This window comes from Taklimakanibacter albus (genome assembly GCF_016595235.1).
Taxonomy (GTDB): Bacteria; Pseudomonadota; Alphaproteobacteria; order Rhizobiales; family Aestuariivirgaceae; genus Taklimakanibacter; species Taklimakanibacter albus.
Genome location: NZ_JAENHL010000006.1, coordinates 847970 through 866615, shown reverse-complemented (window position 1 = coordinate 866615; position 18646 = coordinate 847970). Strand labels below are relative to the sequence as shown.

Genomic DNA, 18646 nt, shown 5'->3' with positions numbered 1-18646 from the left:
TTCTCACTGCTAATGACAAGAAAACGCCAGGATCCCGTCGACGTCGTAATCATTGGTGCCGGTTGCGGCGGGGCGGCTTTCGCCTGGCAGTTGAAGCGCCGGGCCCCTCATCTGAAGATCGTCTGCCTCGAGCGCGGCGGCTGGCCGGACCCTTTGCGCATGCCGGCCAAGACGATGCGCTGGCAGCGCGCCATCATGGAGGACTGGGCCTCCAATCCCAATCTGCGCATCAAGGCGGGCGGCTATCGCGGCTCCAACGACTACCCGATCGATGAGGACGGCTCGGTCTTCAAATCGCTGATGTGGAATGGCGTCGGCGGGTCGACGGTCGCCTGGGCGGCGCATTTCCCGCGCCTGCATCCCTCCGACTTCCGGGTGCGCAGCCTCGACGGCGTCGCCGATGACTGGCCCTTCGACTATTTCGACCTCGAGCCCTGGTATGATCTCAATGACGAGATCATGGGCGTGGCCGGCCTCGATGGCGATCCGGCCTATCCGCCCAAGCGCCGGCGCGCCATGCCGCCCTTGGCCTTCGGCGCCGTCGCCAATCGGGCGGCGCGGGCCTTCAGCGATCTGGGCTGGCACTGGTGGCCGGTCGACGCGGCGATCAACTCGGTCCGGCATGATGGCCGCGACGCCTGCAATCACTGCGGCCCCTGCCTCACCGGCTGCATCTCCAAGGCCAAGTCCTCCGTCGATCTCACCTACTGGCCGAAATCGATCGCCCTCGGTGTCGAGCTCAGGACCATTGCCATCGCCCGCAATATCGAGATCGAGGCGGGCCGCGCCACCGGCGTCACCTATGCCGACCGCAATGACGAGGAACATTTCCTGCCCGCCCAGGCGGTCGTCGTCGCCGGCAACGGCATCGGAACGGCGCGGCTGCTTCTCGCCTCGGGTGTCGAAAGCCCGATGCTCGGCCGCAATCTCATGTTTCATCCGGCCGCCTATATACGCGGCATCTTCAAGGAGCGCCTCGACGGGCCGGTCGGACCGGTCGGCGCCTCCATCTATTCGCATCAGTTCTACGAGACCGATCGTGCCCGCGGCTTCGAGCGCGGCGTGCATCTGCAATTGTCGCGTGAGAACGCCCTTCTCGTGCAGGCGTCGCGGCTGTCGCCGCTGTGGGGAGAGGCACCGCAGGCGCAATTGCGCGAGGAGTTTCTCCATACGATGCCGATCCTGGTGCTCGCCGAAGACCTCCCCGAAGCGCATAACCGCGTCAGCCTCACAAATGCGGAAGAACGCGACGGCCTGCCCGGCGTGAAGATCGATTATCGGATTTCCGAGCGCGCGCAGAAGAGTCTCGATTTCGGGCTTGCCCGTGCCGAGGAGATTCTGAAAGCCGCCGGCGCCAGTCGCACGGTGCGCGTCTCGCCGGCCCCCCTCACCGGCTGGCACTTGCTCGGCACCGCGCGGATGGGGCGCGATCCGCAAACCTCCGTCACCGATCGGTACGGCCGCTGCCACGCCGTGCCCAATATCCTCATCGCCGATGGCAGCCTGTTTCCAACCGTCGGCGCCGCCAATCCCGCCTCCACCATCGGCGCCGTGGCGCTCAAGCTCGCCGATCAGTTCGCCGGGGAAATCGCATGACGCCTGTGCAGTTGCGACAGCTCGCCGATCTGCTGCTGCCGGGCGATGAAGCAGGCCTTCCACCCGGCTCGCGCGTTCCGGATGTCATGCTGGCGCTCACTGAATCCACCGCGCCGATCATCGCGCAGATCGGACGTCATCCCGATTTTGCTTACCCTGAGAAACGCCAAGCGGTCCTCGACGACATGGAACGCAGCCACGGACAAGAATTCCGCGATCTCGTTCTGTCGCTCATCAAGCCTTATTATGAAGCAGGTCCGGTGCTGGAAGCGATGGGCTGGCGCACCGCGCCACCCCAGCCCACCGGTCACGAGCTTGCGCCGATGGCGGCCGATCTCACCCAGGCCCTGGCCGAGATCGCCGCGCGGAAGCGTATCTGGCGTTAGAGCAAATCCCGCCAAAGTTGAAGACTTTGGCGACGAGGATTTGCTCCAACACATAGATCTGGCGCGAATCCTTTTCGGCGAAATGATTCCACTTCGGCGGGATGCGCGCTAGAGCGTCGCCGTATCGCCGGACTTCATCACCTTGACGGACTTGGCCTTGGGTCCCATCGCCTTGAGGAACGGCTTCGCGTCGGGGATGAGGAAACCCTCGAAGGTCGCGAAGTGGCACGGAATCACCGTCTTGAACTTGAAGAACTTGCGGCAGGCATAGGCCGCCTGGTCGGGTCCCATGGTGAAACGGTCACCGATGCAGACGATGCCGATCTCGGGTTTGTAGAGCTCATGGACGAGCTGCATGTCGTAAGAGATCCCGGTGTCACCCGAGACGTAGAGACGGCGCCCCTTCTCCTTCTTGGGCAGGATGACGAAGCCGGAGGGATTGCCGAGATAGATCGGATTGCCGTTCTCGACATGTGACGAGGAATGCCAGGCATTGGTGAAGACGACGTCGAAATCCTCGAAGCCGATGCGCCCGCCATGATTGCCAGGAGAGTAATTGGCGACACCCTTGGCGGCGAAATACATGGCGACCTCGAAATTGGCGACCAATGTCGCGCCGGTCGCCTTGCAGATGTCGGCCGCATCGCTCGCATGGTCGTCATGGCCATGGGTCAGGAGCACATGGGTGGCCACCTTCGCGGCCGCCTTGGCGTCGCCCTTGAACAAGGGATTTCCGGTGAGGAACGGGTCGAGCATGATGACCGACTTGCCGGTTTCGATGCGAAAAGCCGAATGGCCATAATAGGTGATCTTCATCCACAATGTCTCCTTTGGACCTTTAAGCCTTTATCCTCCTTTTGCGCCTGACCGCCAAGTCGCGTAAGACGTGACCATGATCTGCGACTCCTTTGCCGACGCAATCGCCGCGCTTCCTCCCCAAGTGCCGGTGCTCGGCCTCGATCTCGGCACCAAGACCATCGGTGTCGCGGTCAGCGACATCACCCGCCAGATCGCAACTCCCATCGCCACCATCGCGCGCAAGAAATTCACCGAGGATGCGCGTCTGCTCCTCGCCCTCGCGCAAGAGCGAAAAGTCGGGCTCATCGTGCTCGGCCTGCCGCTCAACATGGATGGCAGCGAGGGACCGAGGGTGCAATCGACCCGCGCCTTCGCCCGCAACCTCGAAAAGCTGACCCCCATTCCCATCACCTACTGGGACGAAAGGCTTTCAACCGCCGCGGTCGAGCGCATGCTCATCGGCGCCGACGCCAGCCGGGCCCGGCGCGCCGAGGTGGTCGACAAGCTCGCCGCCGCCTATATCCTGCAAGCCGCCCTCGATACGATCAAGCGGGCCGGATGAGCGCTGCGTTTGAAAGCCTCTTGCCGGTCTTTCTCCTGCTCGCCCTCGGTTTCCTGTTGCGCTGGCGCGAGGTCGTGCCGCTCGACATGTGGCGGGGCATCGAGCTGCTCGGCTATTGGGTGTTCTTTCCAGCCCTTCTCGCCGAGACGCTGATTTCCTCCGACATCCAGACCCTGCCGCTCGCCGGCATCACCTTCACCATGCTGGCGAGCTTCACCACCATGGCGGGCGGCCTGCTCCTGCTGCGCCGGCCCATTCTCGCGGGCTTGAGCATCACGGCTCCCTCCTTCAGCTCGCTTTTCCAGAGCACGACACGCTGGAACGGCTTCATCGCGCTTCCCATCCTCGCCAAGCTCCACGGTGAGCTGGGCGTGGCCCTGGTGGCGGTGGTGCTCGCGGTGCTGGTGCCGGTCGCGAACCTGGCCGCCGTCTATGTCGTCGCCCAGAATGCCGGAACCCAACCGCTGCCTACCCGCCAGCTCCTCTATGTCATCTTCCGCAATCCCTTCATCTGGGCCACGACGCTCGGCCTTCTCATCAATCTCTCCGGCATTCCCGTCTATGCGCCGGCGTTGAGCACGCTCAAAATGCTGGGCGGTGCGGCGATCGCCTGCGGCCTCCTGATGGTCGGCGCCGGACTCAGGGTCGAGGAGATCCGGCGCCCCTCGCCTGCGGTCTGGCTCGGCACCGCGCTCAAGCTCCTCGGCATGCCGCTCCTCGTCACTCTGTGGAGCCTGGCCTTCGGCATAGAGGGTGTCGCCTTCCTCGCCTGCATCGTCTGCGCCGGCGTGCCGACCGCCATGAGCGCCTATGTACTCGCCCGCCAGATGGGCGGCGACGCCCCGCTTGTGGCGACGACGGTGACGCTGCAAACTGCGCTTTCCTTCATCACCATCCCGCTCCTCATCTGGCTGGCCCAGAGCTTCAAATGACCCATGCTTTCGTAGCGCTCCTGCCCGTCTTCATCGTCATCGTGCTCGGCGCGGTGCTGAGGCGCACCAATCTCATGGGCGAGGCGCATTGGGCCGGCGTCGATCATGTCTGCTATTTCGTTCTCTTCCCGGCGATCATCTTCAAGGAGATCGCGGCGGCGGATTTCTCCCAGATCCCCGTCTGGCAGATGGCGGCGTCGATGGTGCTGGCGCTGATGACCATGTTCGCCCTGCTGCTTCTTCTGAGAGTGCCGCTCTCGAACATGCTCGGCATCAATGGCGCGCAATTCTCCAGCCTGTTCCAGGGCGCCACCCGCTGGCATACCTTCATCGCCTTCGCCATCGTGCCGCTGTTCTTCGGCGACGATGCGCTGGCGCTCGCCGCGGTGAGTGCGGCCACCATGACGCCGCTCCTCAATGTCGTCTGCGTGATCGTACTGTCGCTCTACGCCAATAATGGCGGCGAACGGCCCTCGGCGGGCAAGCTGGCGCTGGTGGTGCTGCGCAATCCCTTCTTTTTCTCGTCCATGGGCGGCGTGCTGTTCCAGCTCTCGGGCCTGACACTGCCGACGATCGGCATCCAGGTGCTCGACATGATCGGGCGCGGCGCGCTGGGGCTCGCGCTGCTCACCGTCGGCGCCGGGCTGCATTTCGGCGAGGCAGCGGCGGCCAAGACGACGGTCGCGCTCGCCACCGCGCTCAAGCTGCTCCTCATGCCGGTGCTGATGGTTCTGGCGCTGAAACTCTTCGGCGTCAGCGGAACACCGGCGGCCGTCGCCATGCTGTGCTCGGCCGTGCCGACCGGATCGGGCGCCTATGTGCTGGCCCGCCAGATGGGCGGCGACGCACCGCTCGTCGCCAATATACTGACCTTCCAGGTCATCTGCGCGGCGGTGACGATCCCGCTCGTGCTGACTTTCCTTGTGTAGGGAAATCCAGATGAAGCAGACTGTCGCCGCACCGGACTTCGCGCATTACCCGCAAGAATGGCATTTCTCGCCGGTTCTCGTCAGCGGCGGCTTCGCTTTCCTTTCCGGCCAGACCGGCACGCATCCCGATGGCTCCGTCGCGTCCGACCCGGAGCAGCAGTTCCGCGATGCCTTCCGCTTCCTCGGCGCCAATCTCGCCGCCGCGGGCCTCGGCTTCGATGATGTGGTCGAGATGACGACCTATCATGTCGATCTGCGCCGGCACCTTGCGGCTTTCATCACGGCAAAGGACGAGGTCATCACGGCGCCCTATCCGGCCTGGTCGGCGATCGGTGTCAGCGAGCTCATCACCGAGGGAACGCTCGTCGAAATCCGCGTCATCGCCCGAAGGCAGGAGCTTTCCGAAAAGCGTCCCGTGTGATTAGCTGACGGGCCTCAGGCGGAGGACCTCATGATGAGCGGACCCGGTTGGCTGATCCAGGACATCGTGGACGAAGGCGTTTCCGGCGCCGGAAGCCATGTCCATTTCAGGCTCACCTGCACGGATGGTCGCAAGGCCTACGATCTCTGCTTCCACTGTACCGAGCACTTCGCGTCCGATCTGGCCGCACATCTCGCCAGGGCTGCTGAGGCGGCCCGACAAGCCCGTGGAATCTCAGTTCACCGGCCCTGAACCGCCGGTCGTCTCCATCGTCGGCTCGGCCGGCTTCTGGCCGATGGCGCGATTGACCAGGAAATTCACGACCCAAAGGGCAATACCGATGCCGATGAGGATGCCGGCGATCTTGTATTGCACCGGATCACGGCCGGTCCACGGACCCGCCAGGAAAGCGCAGCAGATGGCGCCCAGCACCGGCAGAATTGTCGGGCTGCGGAAATGGCTGTGCTCGACGGGATCGCGGCGCAGCACCAGCACCGCGATATTGACGATGGTGAAGACGCAGAGCAGCAGAAGCGCCGTGGTGCCGCCGAGCGCCGGCACTTCACCCACGAAGGTGATAAGCGCGAAGGCCAGCAGCGTGGTGAAGACGATCGCGATATAGGGCGTGCGGCGAGAGGCATGCACCTTGCCCAGGACCGGCGGCAGCACATGCTCGCGGCTCATCCCATAGACGAGCCGGCTCGCCATCAGCATGTTGATGAGGGCGCTGTTGGCGACCGCGAACATGGTGATGAAGCCGAAGATCCAGAGCGGGAAATTGGGTGCACCGGCCTGGACGACCTGGAGCAGCGGCGTCTCGCCCTCGCCCAATTGCTCGGGCGCCACCAGGGTCACGGCTGAGATCGACACCAGCACATAGATGATGCCGGTGATCAATAGACCGGCAAGCAGCACCTTGGGGAAGATGCGGGTCGGGTTCTTGCATTCCTCGGCCATGTTGACCGAGTCCTCGAAGCCCACCATGGCGAAGAAGGCGAGCGTGGTGGCCGCGATGACCGACCAGAAGGCGCCGCGGTCGGCGGCGGTGGCGAACTGAGTGATGCGGGAGACATCGCCATTGCCGAGGCCGATGGCCCACAGGCCGATCAGGATGATGATCAGAAGCCCGGTGAGCTCGACGCAGGTCAGGACGACATTGGCCTTCACGCTTTCGCCGACGCCGCGGAAATTGACGATCGCCACGAGCGCCATGAAGCAGAGGCCGATCAAGGTAATGCCGATCGTGCCGGTGAGGCCCAGATCGAAGGCATTCGACATGTTGGCGGCGAAAGCCCGGGACGCCGTCGAGGCCGAGGTGATGCCGGAACACATCACCGCGAAGGCCACGATGAAGGTGATGAAATGGATGCCGAAAGCCTTATGCGTGTAGAGCGCCGCGCCGGCGGCGCGCGGATATTTGGTGACCAGCTCCAGATAGCTGAAGGCGGTGATGACGGCGACAATGAAGGCCACCAGGAAGGGCAACCAGACGACACCGCCTACCTGCTTGGCGACCTGCCCGGTCAGCGCATAGATGCCGGTTCCCAGGATGTCCCCGACAATGAACAGCAGGAGCAGCCAAGGCCCCATCACGCGATGGAGACTCGGTTCGACCTGTGTCTCTTTCGGGGTGCTGACGCTAGCGGCAAGATCGGTCATGACCATCTCCATCCAGGCGTGAAGCTTTGTCACAGACTATGGCTGTCAGGCAGCGAGTCAATCAGTCGATAGGATTATATCAACCGGAGATCGTGTCCCAATATGAGATTGCCAGCACAGTCTCGCCGCAAAGCTGTGACCTGATCGGGCGACCAACGCCTCCTTCAGTGCAAGGAACACCCCAAGATGCGCATGTCTTCCACGCTTCTATCCTTCGTCCTGGGCTTCGGCATGTATTTCGTCGGGCCCATCGTCACCAAGCTGGAACCCTTCCGGGCCGCACCCGCCCAGGCGCAGACGAGCAACGACGATGGCGGATACAGCGACGACAGCGGATCAGATCAGGATTATGGCGATGATCCGGATCATCATGAAAACAGCGATCCAGGCGAGGAAGGCGATGGCGGCTCAGGCGATGACCATGACGATGGCCCCGACGACAGCGCCCCGGATGACGGGGACGACAGCTCCGACGATATCGAGGTTTGAGGCGGGCCGGACCCTGCACGCGTCCGGCCCGTCAGTCATGCCGGCTCAATAATAGTCGCCGTAATTGCCGATCACCCTGGCGCTGACGATCCTGCCCGACCGGGCGCTGACCTTGACGCTCCACAGGCGGTAACGCTTGACCGCCTCATAGCGATAGACCTCGCCGCCGCAGCGGACCGCGCGGACCCGCCGGAAGCCCTCGTCGCGCACGACCTGGCGGCCTTCGCCGCAGGAGATGTAGTCCTCGTCAGCGTCGTAATCGTCATCCGGATCGTCCGGATAATATTGCGTCGGCACCCAACCCTCATTGATCGTCACGCCGATCCGCGTATCGGCCTTGGCCGACTGCGGCACGCCTGCGAAAGCTGCCAGCACAAGAACGCCGCCGACAACGAAAGTCCTCAACATGAAATCACTCCAGCAAAGGCCCCCGGCCCTCTGATTTACCGAGCGATTGTCCCGAACCGCCCGCCGGTGATCCTGCCGCACTATTCGGGGCGAATTTGTGGTGGGCTTTTCGTGACTTACCCACAGGCCGCTTTTGCCGCTTGCAGGGGAACGGAATCGTCCCTAGACAGTGGCCTTCGATGACCCAAGCGCGCAATTCCAAACGCCTCATCGAAGGCCAGCACCTGCTCGGTATCGAATCCCTTTCAGCTCAGGAAATCGTGACGCTGCTCGATCTCGGCGAGCGTTACGTCGAAGTGAGCCGCCAGATCGACAAGCGCCAGGCGGTGCTGTCGGGGCGCACTCAGATCAACCTGTTCTTCGAGGCTTCGACCCGCACCCAGAGCTCCTTCGAACTCGCCGGCAAAAGGCTCGGCGCCGATGTGCTCAACATGGCGGTGTCGACCTCCGCCATCTCCAAGGGCGAGACGGTGCTCGACACCGCCATGACGCTCAACGCCATGCATCCCGATATTCTGGTGATACGCCATCCCTCCTCGGGGGCGGCCGAACTCCTCGCCCAGAAAGTCTCCTGCGCCGTCATCAATGCCGGCGACGGCCAGCATGAGCACCCGACCCAGGCGCTGCTCGACGCCCTCACCATCCGGCGGCGCAAAAACCGCATCGAGGGCCTCGTGGTGGCGATCTGCGGCGACGTGCTCCATTCGCGCGTGGCGCGCTCCAATATCCACCTCCTCAACAAGCTCGGCGCCCGCGTCCGGCTGGTGGCGCCCTCGACGCTGCTGCCGACGGGGGCTCAGAACTTCGGTGTCGAGGTCCATCGCAATATGCGCGAAGGCCTCGACGGGGCCGATGTGGTGATGATGCTGAGATTGCAGCTCGAGCGCATGAGCGGCGCCTTCGTGCCGTCGGTGCGCGAATATTACCGCTTCTACGGCCTCGACGAGGAGAAGCTGAAGCTCGCCAAGCCGGACGCACTGGTGATGCATCCAGGCCCGATGAATCGCGGCGTCGAGATCGACTCCAATGTCGCCGATGGTGTGCAGTCGGTGATCCGCGAGCAAGTCGAAATGGGGGTCGCGGTGCGCATGGCCGTGCTCGACGCGCTCGCCCGCAATCTGCCGGGAGGCGGCAACGCATGATGGCGCCATCGGCAAAACATTCGTCCGGACGCAAAGCCTATCTCAACGCACGTCTTATCGATCCGGCGCAAGGCCTTGACGGAAAAGGCGGTTTGCTGATCGAGGACGGCTGGATCCTGGCCGCGGGCCCGAAGGTCACGGCGCAGTCCGCCGGTGCCGGCACGACGATTTTCGACTGCAAGGGCCAGCTTCTGGTGCCCGGCCTGATCGACATGCGGGTCTTTACCGGCGAGCCCGGCAATGAATATCGCGAGACGCTGGCGACCGCCTCGGAAGCGGCTGCCGCCGGCGGCATCACCACCATGATCGTGATGCCCAACACCAATCCCGTCATCGATGACGCGGCGATCGTCGACTTCATCCTGAGGCGTGCGCGCGATACGGCGATCGTCCGGGTGGCCCCGATGGCGGCCCTCACCAAGGGCCTCGGCGGCGAGTTCATGACCGAGATCGGCACGCTGCAGGAAGCTGGTGCCGTCGCCGTGACCGACGGCAATAAAGCGGTCGCCAATGCGCGGATCTTCCGCCGGGCGCTCGCCTACGCCAAGGACTTCGACATGCTCGTGGTGCAGCATGCCGAGGAGCCGACGCTCGCCACCGGCGTCATGAATGCCAGCGAGACGGCCGGCCGCCTCGGCCTTGCGGGCACACTCGCCGTCTCGGAAGTGATCATGGTCGAGCGCGATCTGCGCCTCGTCGAATCCACGGGCGCGCGTTATCACGTGGCGCAGATTTCCTGCCGCCAGTCGGTCGAGGTCATCCGCGCCGCCAAAGCGCGCGGGCTTCCCGTCACTTGCGGCGTCTCGGTCAATCACCTCGTCCTCAACGAGAATGATATCGGCGCCTATCGCACCTTCTTCAAACTGTCGCCGCCCTTGCGCTCCGAAGACGACCGACGCGCCTTGGTCGAAGGCGTTCAGGACGGCACGATCGACGTCATCGTATCGAGCCATGATCCGCAAAGCGCCGACACCAAGCGCCTGCCCTTCGCCGAAGCCGAATTCGGCGCCATCGGGCTCGAGACCCTGTTCTCGGCCAGCCTCAGCCTGCATCACAATGACGGCGTGCCGCTCCCCCGGCTGATCGACGCGCTGTCGGCCAAGCCGGCGCAGATACTGGGTCTCGAAGCCGGACGCCTGGCGCCCGGCGCACCGGCCGATTTCACCCTGGCCGACATCCAGCACAGCTGGACGGTCGAGGACCACATCCTGCGCTCGCGGTCGAAGAACTCACCCTTCGAGCACCGCACGCTGGAAGGCCGCGTGCTCGAAACGGTCGTTGCCGGACGCACCGTCTATGCGTACGATCTCCCTCGTTAACGGGAGGGTCTGATGCTCGATTTCGCGGCAGTTACGCCGGCCATGGCGATCATGGCCGCCCTCCTCGGCTATCTGTCGGGCTCCATTCCCTTCGGCCTTCTGTTCACGCGCTGGGCGGGTCTTGGTGATGTGCGCTCCATCGGCTCCGGCAATATCGGCGCCACCAATGTGCTGCGGACCGGCAACAAGAAGATCGCGGCGGCTACGCTCATCGCCGATGCGGTGAAGGGCACCATCCCGATCCTGCTCATGAAGATGGTGGGCGGCGAGAGTGCCGGGCTCATCGCCGGCCTTGCCGCCTTCGCCGGACATCTCTTCCCCATCTGGCTCGGCTTCAAGGGCGGCAAGGGTGTCGCCACCAATATCGGCATCCTGTTCGGCCTCTACTGGCCGCTCGGCCTCATCTTCCTCGCCGTCTGGCTCGCCATGGCCGTCATCTTCCGCATCTCGTCGCTCTCGGCGCTCACCGCCGCGGCCTTGAGCCCGCTCTGGGCGTGGCTCCTTGGCCGGCCGACCTATGTGCTTCCCTTGATCCTGCTCGCGGCGCTGATCTGGATCATGCATCACGAGAATATCGCGCGCCTCCTCAAAGGCCAGGAATCGAGGATCAAACTCGGCTCCAAATCATGATCCTCGCGGATCAGGAGCGGCTCGACTGGCTGCGCCTGATCCGCAGCGAAAATATCGGCGCGATCAACTTCGATCAGCTGCTGGCCAAATTCGGCAGCGCCGGTGCTGCGCTCGAGGCCCTTCCCGATCTCACCCGCAAGCGTCCGATCAAGATCTACGGCGCCGCTGCCGCGCAGGCCGAAATCGACCGGTCGCGCGACGCGGGAGCACGTTTCGTCGCCAAGCCAGAGCCCGATTACCCACCGCTGCTGCGCCATAGCGAGGGCGCGCCGCCGATCATCTGCATCAAGGGCAAGACTTCGCTCGTCGAGCGGGACGCGGTGGCGATCGTGGGCTCGCGTAATGCCTCGGCCAACGGCAAGCGGCTCGCCCGCACTTTCGCCAACGATCTCGCGGCGGCCGGGCTCACGGTCGTCTCCGGGCTGGCGCGCGGCATCGACACGGCGGCACATGAGGCATCGCTCAAGCATGGCACCGCGGCGGTGCTCGGCACCGGCATCGATATCATCTATCCGCCGGAAAATGCCGGCCTGCAGAAAGCCATCGGTGAAGACGGGCTTCTCATCTCGGAAATGCCTCCGGGCGCCCCGCCGCGCGAGACATCTTTCCCACGCCGCAACCGCATCATTTCCGGCATGAGCCGCGCGGTGATCATCGTCGAGGCTGCCTTGCGCTCGGGCTCCCTCATCACGGCGCGTTTCGCCAATGAGCAAGGCCGCGAGGTCTTCGCGGTGCCGGGCTCGCCGCTCGATCCCCGGGCGGAAGGCACCAACCGGCTGATCAGCGAGGGCGCGCATCTCCTGAGCAAGAGCCAGGAGGTTCTGGACGCCCTTCTCGCCATGCGCCCGCGGCCATTTGCCGAAGCCCCCTCGGCCGCCCCCGTCCCCGATACCGAGGTCGACGGCTCGGCGCGCGCAGCCATCCTGGAGCATCTCAGTCCCACGCCGACCGAGATCGACGACCTCATCCGGGAAAGCGGCGTACCGGCGCAGCTGGTGCTCGGGCTGTTGCTGGAGCTCGAGCTCGCCGGCAAGCTGACGCGGCATGGACGGCAACTGGTTTCCTTAATCTCTTAGGGGCCATGACACTTTATATATTCAGAGTGCCCAGCAGCTGGTCAACCTGCTGACCTAAGGGCATTTGCTTTCCAGGCAGATCTGCCTATATACCCAGCGCATAGGCCTGCAATTACTTTAGGTTGCAATCATCAACCTTAAGGCTTCACTTTGGCGTGGAATGCCCCTCCGCAAGGCTTGCGGGCCGGAAACGATCCCTATATGAGCCCCGTCCTAGCTTTCAGAACGCAAGATAAATGACAGTCGTCGTCGTCGAATCGCCTTCCAAGGCCAAAACGATCAACAAGTACCTGGGCAAGGACTACACCGTCCTCGCCTCCTACGGCCATGTGCGCGATCTGCCGCCCAAGGACGGGTCGGTGCGCCCCGACGAAGACTTCGCCATGTCCTGGGAGGTCGACGGCAAGTCGGCCAAACGCGTCTCCGATATCGCCGCGGCGCTGAAGGACACCGACCGGCTGATCCTCGCCACCGACCCTGATCGCGAGGGCGAGGCCATTTCCTGGCATGTGCTGGAGATCCTCAAGAAGAAGGGCGCCCTCAAGGGCAAGGAGATCGACCGGGTGGTGTTCAACGCCATCACCAAGCAGTCGGTCCTCGAGGCGATGAAACATCCGCGCCAGGTCGATGTGGCGCTCGTCGATGCCTATCTTGCCCGCCGGGCGCTTGACTATCTCGTCGGCTTTACCCTGTCGCCGGTGCTGTGGCGCAAACTGCCGGGCTCGCGCTCGGCGGGACGCGTCCAGTCGGTTGCGCTTCGCCTCATCTGCGACCGCGAGCTCGAGATCGAGGCCTTCCGGGCGCAGGAATACTGGACCATCGACGGCGCCTTCACGTCGCCCCGCGGTGATGCCTTCGCTGCCCGCCTCGCCGCCATCGACGGCAAGCGTCTCGGCAAGCTCGACATCGGTAACGAAGCGTCGGCCACGGCGATCGTCTCGGCGCTGAAAGGCGCCCACTTCGCCATCGACTCGGTCGAATCGAAGCCGGTCAAGCGCCATCCCTATCCGCCCTTCCGCACCGCGACCCTCCAGCAGGAGGCCTCGCGCAAGCTCGGCTTCTCCTCCGCCAAGACCATGCAAGTCGCCCAGCGCCTCTATGAAGGCGTCAATATCGGCGGCGAGGTCACGGGCCTCATCACCTATATGCGTACCGATGGTGTCGATCTCGCCGGCGAGGCGATCGCGGCCACCCGCAACGCCATTCTGAAGCGTTTCGGCGAGCCCTATCTGCCCTCGGTGCCGCGCAAATACACGACCAAGGCGAAGAATGCGCAGGAAGCGCATGAAGCCATCCGGCCGACCGACCTGTTCCGCTTCCCGGAAAATGTCCGGCGCATTCTCGATCCCGACCAGATGGCGCTTTATGAGCTGATCTGGAAACGCACCATCGCCAGCCAGATGGAGAGCGCCGAGATCGAACGCACCACCGCCGATATCGGCGCCAAGGGCAATGACGGCAAAGCCTATTCCTTCCGCGCCACCGGCTCGGTGGTGAAGTTCGACGGCTTCCTGAAGCTTTATCAGGAAGGCCTCGACGACGAGGAGGACGAAGACTCCAGGCGCCTGCCCGCTTTGGCGCGCGGCGATGGCGTCGGCGTCAAGTCGATCACGCCCGAGCAGCATTTCACCGAGCCGCCGCCGCGTTATTCGGAAGCCTCTCTCATCAAGAAGATGGAAGAGCTCGGCATCGGCCGGCCCTCGACCTATACCGCCATCTTCTCGGTGCTGCGCGACCGCGGTTATGTGCGGGTCGACAAGAAACGCCTCGTCCCGGAAGACAAGGGCCGCCTCGTCACGGCGTTCCTGGAAGCCTTCTTCAAGCGTTATGTCGAATATGACTTCACCGCCAATCTCGAAGAGCAGCTCGACCGCATCTCCAATGGCGAGATCGACTGGAAGGCGGTGCTGCGCGACTTCTGGCTGGATTTCACCGGCGCCGTCGGCGAGATCCAGGAACTGCGCATCACCAATGTGCTCGATGCGCTGAACGAGATTCTGGGCCCGCATGTCTTCCCCGAGCGTGCCGATGGTCAGCCGGCGCGCACTTGCCCGTCCTGCTCGAACGGCCAATTGTCGCTCAAGCTCGGCAAGTTTGGCGCCTTTGTCGGCTGCTCGAACTATCCCGACTGCCGCTTTACGCGCCAGATCACGCCCGGCAATGGCGAGGGTGAAGCGGTGCCGGCGGAAGGCCTCCTGATCGGCCATGATCCGGAGACCGGCCAGCCGGTGACCCGGCGCGACGGCCGGTTCGGTCCCTATCTGCAATTGGGCGAAGCCGCGGAAGGCGAGAAACCGCGCCGCGCCTCGATCCCCAAAAAGACCGATCCCGCGAGCATCGATCTCGAAACGGCGCTCAGGCTCCTGTCGCTGCCGCGCGATGTCGGCGTCCATCCCGAAACCGGCAAGCCGATCGTCGCCAATTTCGGGCGCTTCGGGCCCTTCATCCTGCATGACGGCACCTACGCCACGCTGAGCGACCCGGAAGAGGTCTATACGGTCGGCCTCAACCGCGCCGTCACTCTTCTCGCCGAGAAGAAAGAGAAGAGCGCCAACCGCAAGCGGCCGGGCGCCCTCAAGGATCTGGGCCAGCATCCGGATGGCGGCCCCGTCCATGTGATGAGCGGACGTTATGGCGCCTATGTGAAGTGGGGCAAGATCAACGCCACGATCCCGGCCGGCAAGGAGCCGGAAGAGACGACGCTCGAGGAAGCGGTCATCCTTCTCGCGGCGCGCGCCGGCAAGGGCAAGGCGAAGAAGGCCGCCAAGCCCAGAGCGGCGAAAGCACCGGCGAAAAAAGCTCCCGCGAAAAAAGCAGCTGCCAAACGTGCCAAGAAGGCCACCTCACCTGATGAAGTGAGTGCGTAAAGCCGTGGCGCGGAAGGCGAAGCAGACATCCAGCGACCTGCCGACAGCCGAACAGCTCATCGACTTCATCAAGACCAGCCCCGGCAAGGTCGGGAAACGCGAAATCGCGCGCGCCTTCAATATCAAGGGCAACGACCGGATCGCGCTGAAGCGTCAGCTCAAGGAGCTGGAGCAGGACGGCAAGCTCAAACGCGCCGGCCGCGTCATGGCCAAGGCCGGCGAATTGCCGCCGATCACCGTGGTCGAGATCACCGGCCGCGATGCCAATGGCGAATTGCTCGCCGTCCCCGCCGAATGGGAGATGGCCTCGGGCGAGCCGCCCCAGATCCTCATCATCGCGCAGGCAAGCAAAGGCACGCGCGAAGAGTCCCAGCCGCCCGCGATGGGCGATCGCGTCCTCGCCCGGCTCGAGCCGACGAAGGATCCCAAGGTCGCCTATCATGGCCGAGTCATCCGCAAGATCGCCGGCCGCAGCACCCGCGTCCTCGGCATATTCCGTCATGCAAAGGGACACGGCGCCCGCGTCGTGCCGGTCGACAAGAAAGCGCGCCACGAACTCCAGGTGCAGCCTGGCCACGAAAACGGCGCCGAACCCGGAGAGCTGGTCTCCGTCGAGGTGATGCGCGGACGCGGCCATGGGCTGCCGACCGCACGGGTGAAGGAACGGCTGGGCGATATCTCCAGCCAGCGCAATATCTCGCTGATCGCCATCGAGCATCACGGCATTCCGTCGGAATTCCCGGCGCGCGTGCTCGCCGAGGCTGACGCTCTCAAGCCTTTCTCGCATGCGCATCGCACCGACCTGCGCGACATCCCCCTCGTCACCATCGACCCGCCCGATGCGCGCGATCATGACGATGCGGTCTGGGCCGAGCCCGATGACGATCCCAAGAATGAAGGCGGCGTGAAGGTGATCGTCGCCATCGCCGATGTTTCGACCTATGTGCAGTCGGGCTCGGCGCTCGACCGCGAGGCGCGCATCCGCGGCAACTCGGTCTATTTCCCCGACCGCGTCGTGCCGATGTTGCCTGAGCGCATCTCCAACGATCTCTGTTCGCTGCGTGAGCGTGAGGAGCGGCCCTGTCTCGCCGTCTTCATGACCTTCGATCGCAGCGGCACCAAGCGCAAGCATCATTTCGTGCGCGGCGTCATGCGCTCGGTGGCGAAGCTCTCCTATCAGCAGGCGCAGGCGGCTATCGACGGGCGCCCTGACGACAAGACCGAAACCCTGCTCGCTCCCGTTCTACGCCCGCTCTGGGCCGCCTATAAGGTGCTGCTCAAAGGCCGCAACCGGCGCGAGCCCCTCGAGCTCGATCTGCCCGAGCGCAAGCTGATCCTCGATGCCCATGGCCTCATCGAACGGGTGGTGACGCCCGAACGTCTCGATGCGCATAAGCTCATCGAAGAATTCATGATCCAGGCGAATGTCGCCGCGGCCGAAACGCTGGGCGAGCGCAAGATCCCGCTCCTTTACCGCGTCCATGCCAACCCCGCCGAGGAAAAGATCCGCAGCCTGGGTGAGTTCCTCAAGACCGTCGGCATCAACCTCGCCAAGGGCCAGCATATGACGCCCCGGCATTTCAATCAGATCCTGAAGGAAGTCGAAGGCAAGGACTATCAGCATGTGGTGAACGAGGTGGTGCTGCGGACCCAGGCGCAGGCCGTCTATGACACCGAAAATGCCGGGCATTTCGGCCTGCACTTGCGGCACTATGCGCATTTCACCTCACCGATCCGGCGTTATGCTGACCTCATCGTGCATCGCGCCCTCATCACCGCTTTCGGTTTTGGCTCGGACGGTCTGTCGTCCGAGGACACGGCGCAGCTCAGCGACACGGCGACACTTGTGTCAGGCGCCGAGCGGCGCGCCATGGCGGCCGAGCGCGAGACCGTCGACCGTCTCATCGCCAGCCATCTCTCTTCGCAGATCGGCGCGCGCTTCCCAGGCCGTATCGGCGGCGTGGTTTCGGCCGGCCTCTTCATCACGCTCAATGATACCGGCGCCGACGGCTTCATTCCCGCCGGCACGCTGGGTTCCGACTATTTCGTCTATGACGAGACACGGCGCGCGTTGATCGGCGAGCGGTCGGGCGAGACCTTCCAGCTTGGCGACAAGGTCGACGTGCGCCTCGTCGAGGCGGCGCCCGTTTCCGGCGGCCTGCGCTTCGAGATGATGAGCGATGGGCGCAAGGGCAAGCCGGTATCGCGCCGCTCGCTGCGCGTGCGGGGGCCTGCCCGCGGCAAGAGGCGCTGATGCCGGTCATCATTGAAAATGTGCAAAGCCCGGCAGAGGCACCGGCGCGGTCCTGGTCCAAGGCGATGCTGCGCGGCTTCTTGCGTCGCTGCCCCGCTTGCGGCGCAGGCTCCGTGTTCTCCGGCTTCATCAAGGTCAGGGACAAGTGCTCCCGCTGCGGCGAGGAGCTTCACCATCAGCGCGCCGACGATGCGCCGCCCTATTTCACCATTACGATCGTCGCGCATATCATCATTCCGCTGCTCCTCATCGTCGAGCGGCTGTGGCAGCCCGACTATCTCGTCCACGCGGCGATCTGGATTCCGGCGACGCTCATCCTGACCCTGGTGCTCATGCCCGCCGTCAAAGGCGCCGTCATCGGCCTGCAATGGGCGCTGCGCATGCATGGCTTCGGCGGCAGGGAGGAGGAATGACGTTGAACGATCCCGAACTGGCCGGTTCCCGACAGTTTGCGCTGGCGCAGAAGCCGCGCGATTCCGCTACATTGATCGTCGTGCGCCATGATGACAACGCTCCGCGCGTGCTTCTCGGCAAGCGCCATGGCAGCCATGCGTTCATGCCCAACATGTTCGTCTTTCCGGGCGGCCGGCTCGATCCCGCCGATATGCGCCTCAAGGTCGGCGCCGATCTGCATCCCCTCGTCCACGAGAAGCTGCAATTGCGCATGCGCGGTCACAGGAGCCCGTCCAAAGCGCGCGGCCTCGCCATCGCCGCGGTGCGCGAAACCTATGAAGAGACCGGGCTGTTCCTCGGAAACATTCCCGACGGCGCCACCCTCGCCAATGAGGAATGGGACGGCCTTCTCGCCGCGACGCAGCTCGACCTGTCACATTTGCGCTTCTTCGCGCGCGCCATCACGCCGCCCGGGCGCACCCGCCGCTTCGATTCACGCTTCTTCGTCACCGATGCACGCCATATCGGCAATCTCGACAATCCCCGGCATCCGGGATCGGGCGAGCTTCTGACGCCGCACTGGTTCAGCTTCGCCGAAGCGCAAGAGCTCGAGCTGCCGATGATCACGCGTGATATCCTGAAGCGCCTACAGCCTCTTATGGAAACGCAAAGCGATCTGCCGGCCGATCTGCCGGTGTGCTTCCAGTACTATCGGGGTAAGAGCTGGCGCGAAGACGCGCTCTGATCGCGCGTCAGCTTATCCGAAAAGTCTGCAACTCTTCGGG

18 protein-coding genes are annotated in these 18646 nt (G+C 64.2%); 15 read left to right on the top strand and 3 right to left on the bottom strand.

All coding sequences use genetic code 11. The features are described from left to right. Positions 1–12 precede the first annotated feature (12 nt). On the top strand, positions 13–1596 hold the full coding sequence (locus JHL16_RS08900; protein ID WP_200184488.1) for a GMC family oxidoreductase: 1584 nt from the start codon (positions 13–15) through the stop codon (positions 1594–1596). After that, entirely contained in the window at positions 1593–1982 is a 390-nt protein-coding gene (locus JHL16_RS08895; protein WP_200184487.1) for a hypothetical protein, read from the top strand. Before JHL16_RS08900 ends, JHL16_RS08895 begins: the two co-directional genes overlap by 4 nt. Positions 1983–2090: 108 nt before the next feature. Here the strand turns inward: JHL16_RS08895 and JHL16_RS08890 are convergent, their stop codons facing one another. Continuing rightward, entirely contained in the window at positions 2091–2798 is a 708-nt protein-coding gene (locus JHL16_RS08890) for a metal-dependent hydrolase (RefSeq protein WP_200184486.1), read from the bottom strand. A gap of 76 nt (positions 2799–2874) precedes the next feature. Here JHL16_RS08890 and ruvX point away from each other — a divergent pair, with 76 nt between their 5' ends. From ruvX to JHL16_RS08870, 4 genes are read left to right on the top strand one after another with little or no spacing between them, the layout of a single operon-like run. Continuing rightward, positions 2875–3342: a Holliday junction resolvase RuvX gene (ruvX, locus tag JHL16_RS08885; protein WP_200184485.1), complete on the top strand. Its 468-nt coding sequence runs from the start codon at positions 2875–2877 to the stop codon at positions 3340–3342. Then, positions 3339–4274 (top strand): AEC family transporter, encoded by a 936-nt coding sequence (locus tag JHL16_RS08880; RefSeq protein WP_200184484.1) that lies wholly within the window; start codon positions 3339–3341, stop codon positions 4272–4274. Before ruvX ends, JHL16_RS08880 begins: the two co-directional genes overlap by 4 nt. Beyond that, entirely contained in the window at positions 4271–5203 is a 933-nt protein-coding gene (locus JHL16_RS08875; RefSeq protein ID WP_200184483.1) for an AEC family transporter, read from the top strand. The genes JHL16_RS08880 and JHL16_RS08875 overlap by 4 nt, the downstream gene beginning before the upstream one ends. Before the next feature lie 10 nt (positions 5204–5213). Further along, entirely contained in the window at positions 5214–5624 is a 411-nt protein-coding gene (locus tag JHL16_RS08870; protein WP_200184482.1) for a RidA family protein, read from the top strand. A gap of 234 nt (positions 5625–5858) precedes the next feature. Here JHL16_RS08870 and JHL16_RS08865 read toward each other — a convergent pair whose 3' ends face one another. After that, on the bottom strand, positions 5859–7283 hold the full coding sequence (locus JHL16_RS08865) for an APC family permease (RefSeq protein WP_246770842.1): 1425 nt from the start codon (positions 7281–7283) through the stop codon (positions 5859–5861). A gap of 186 nt (positions 7284–7469) precedes the next feature. Here JHL16_RS08865 and JHL16_RS08860 point away from each other — a divergent pair, with 186 nt between their 5' ends. After that, on the top strand, positions 7470–7772 hold the full coding sequence (locus tag JHL16_RS08860; RefSeq protein WP_200184481.1) for a hypothetical protein: 303 nt from the start codon (positions 7470–7472) through the stop codon (positions 7770–7772). Positions 7773–7817: 45 nt separating this feature from the next. Here JHL16_RS08860 and JHL16_RS08855 read toward each other — a convergent pair whose 3' ends face one another. Then, positions 7818–8180, bottom strand: a complete 363-nt coding sequence (locus JHL16_RS08855; RefSeq protein WP_200184480.1) for a hypothetical protein — start codon at positions 8178–8180, stop codon at positions 7818–7820. A 179-nt stretch (positions 8181–8359) separates the two neighbouring features. Between JHL16_RS08855 and JHL16_RS08850 the strand changes: the two genes are divergently transcribed. The 8 genes from JHL16_RS08850 (at position 8360) to JHL16_RS08815 (ending at position 18606) form a co-directional block, all read left to right on the top strand. Then, positions 8360–9322, top strand: a complete 963-nt coding sequence (locus tag JHL16_RS08850; protein WP_137855077.1) for an aspartate carbamoyltransferase catalytic subunit — start codon at positions 8360–8362, stop codon at positions 9320–9322. Beyond that, the gene (gene pyrC, locus JHL16_RS08845) at positions 9319–10641 is read left to right on the top strand and encodes a dihydroorotase (protein WP_246770841.1); all 1323 of its coding nucleotides are present in this window, start codon (positions 9319–9321) and stop codon (positions 10639–10641) included. The genes JHL16_RS08850 and pyrC overlap by 4 nt, the downstream gene beginning before the upstream one ends. Before the next feature lie 12 nt (positions 10642–10653). Next, positions 10654–11271, top strand: coding sequence for a glycerol-3-phosphate 1-O-acyltransferase PlsY (gene plsY / locus JHL16_RS08840; protein ID WP_200184479.1), 618 nt, complete (start codon positions 10654–10656; stop codon positions 11269–11271). Beyond that, a complete protein-coding gene (dprA, locus tag JHL16_RS08835; RefSeq protein WP_200184478.1) occupies positions 11268–12347 on the top strand; it encodes a DNA-processing protein DprA in 1080 nt (359 codons plus the stop codon). Before plsY ends, dprA begins: the two co-directional genes overlap by 4 nt. 236 nt (positions 12348–12583) lie before the next feature. Continuing rightward, complete coding sequence (topA, locus tag JHL16_RS08830) at positions 12584–15214, top strand: type I DNA topoisomerase (protein WP_200184477.1); 2631 nt, start codon at positions 12584–12586, stop codon at positions 15212–15214. Beyond that, positions 15207–17468 (top strand): ribonuclease R, encoded by a 2262-nt coding sequence (rnr, locus tag JHL16_RS08825; protein WP_200184476.1) that lies wholly within the window; start codon positions 15207–15209, stop codon positions 17466–17468. The genes topA and rnr overlap by 8 nt, the downstream gene beginning before the upstream one ends. Beyond that, positions 17468–17881, top strand: a complete 414-nt coding sequence (locus tag JHL16_RS08820; RefSeq protein WP_200184475.1) for a DUF983 domain-containing protein — start codon at positions 17468–17470, stop codon at positions 17879–17881. Before rnr ends, JHL16_RS08820 begins: the two co-directional genes overlap by 1 nt. Beyond that, entirely contained in the window at positions 17878–18606 is a 729-nt protein-coding gene (locus tag JHL16_RS08815; protein ID WP_200184474.1) for an NUDIX hydrolase, read from the top strand. The genes JHL16_RS08820 and JHL16_RS08815 overlap by 4 nt, the downstream gene beginning before the upstream one ends. Positions 18607–18646 lie beyond the last annotated feature (40 nt).

Coding starts and splice junctions, on each gene's coding strand:
- JHL16_RS08900 (WP_200184488.1), top strand. CDS start 13: ATGACAAGAAAACGCCAGGATCCCGTCGACGTCGTAATCATTGGTGCC.
- JHL16_RS08895 (WP_200184487.1), top strand. CDS start 1,593: ATGACGCCTGTGCAGTTGCGACAGCTCGCCGATCTGCTGCTGCCGGGC.
- JHL16_RS08890 (WP_200184486.1), bottom strand. CDS start 2,798: ATGAAGATCACCTATTATGGCCATTCGGCTTTTCGCATCGAAACCGGC.
- ruvX (WP_200184485.1), top strand. CDS start 2,875: ATGATCTGCGACTCCTTTGCCGACGCAATCGCCGCGCTTCCTCCCCAA.
- JHL16_RS08880 (WP_200184484.1), top strand. CDS start 3,339: ATGAGCGCTGCGTTTGAAAGCCTCTTGCCGGTCTTTCTCCTGCTCGCC.
- JHL16_RS08875 (WP_200184483.1), top strand. CDS start 4,271: ATGACCCATGCTTTCGTAGCGCTCCTGCCCGTCTTCATCGTCATCGTG.
- JHL16_RS08870 (WP_200184482.1), top strand. CDS start 5,214: ATGAAGCAGACTGTCGCCGCACCGGACTTCGCGCATTACCCGCAAGAA.
- JHL16_RS08865 (WP_246770842.1), bottom strand. CDS start 7,283: ATGACCGATCTTGCCGCTAGCGTCAGCACCCCGAAAGAGACACAGGTC.
- JHL16_RS08860 (WP_200184481.1), top strand. CDS start 7,470: ATGCGCATGTCTTCCACGCTTCTATCCTTCGTCCTGGGCTTCGGCATG.
- JHL16_RS08855 (WP_200184480.1), bottom strand. CDS start 8,180: ATGTTGAGGACTTTCGTTGTCGGCGGCGTTCTTGTGCTGGCAGCTTTC.
- JHL16_RS08850 (WP_137855077.1), top strand. CDS start 8,360: ATGACCCAAGCGCGCAATTCCAAACGCCTCATCGAAGGCCAGCACCTG.
- pyrC (WP_246770841.1), top strand. CDS start 9,319: ATGATGGCGCCATCGGCAAAACATTCGTCCGGACGCAAAGCCTATCTC.
- plsY (WP_200184479.1), top strand. CDS start 10,654: ATGCTCGATTTCGCGGCAGTTACGCCGGCCATGGCGATCATGGCCGCC.
- dprA (WP_200184478.1), top strand. CDS start 11,268: ATGATCCTCGCGGATCAGGAGCGGCTCGACTGGCTGCGCCTGATCCGC.
- topA (WP_200184477.1), top strand. CDS start 12,584: ATGACAGTCGTCGTCGTCGAATCGCCTTCCAAGGCCAAAACGATCAAC.
- JHL16_RS08820 (WP_200184475.1), top strand. CDS start 17,468: ATGCCGGTCATCATTGAAAATGTGCAAAGCCCGGCAGAGGCACCGGCG.
- JHL16_RS08815 (WP_200184474.1), top strand. CDS start 17,878: ATGACGTTGAACGATCCCGAACTGGCCGGTTCCCGACAGTTTGCGCTG.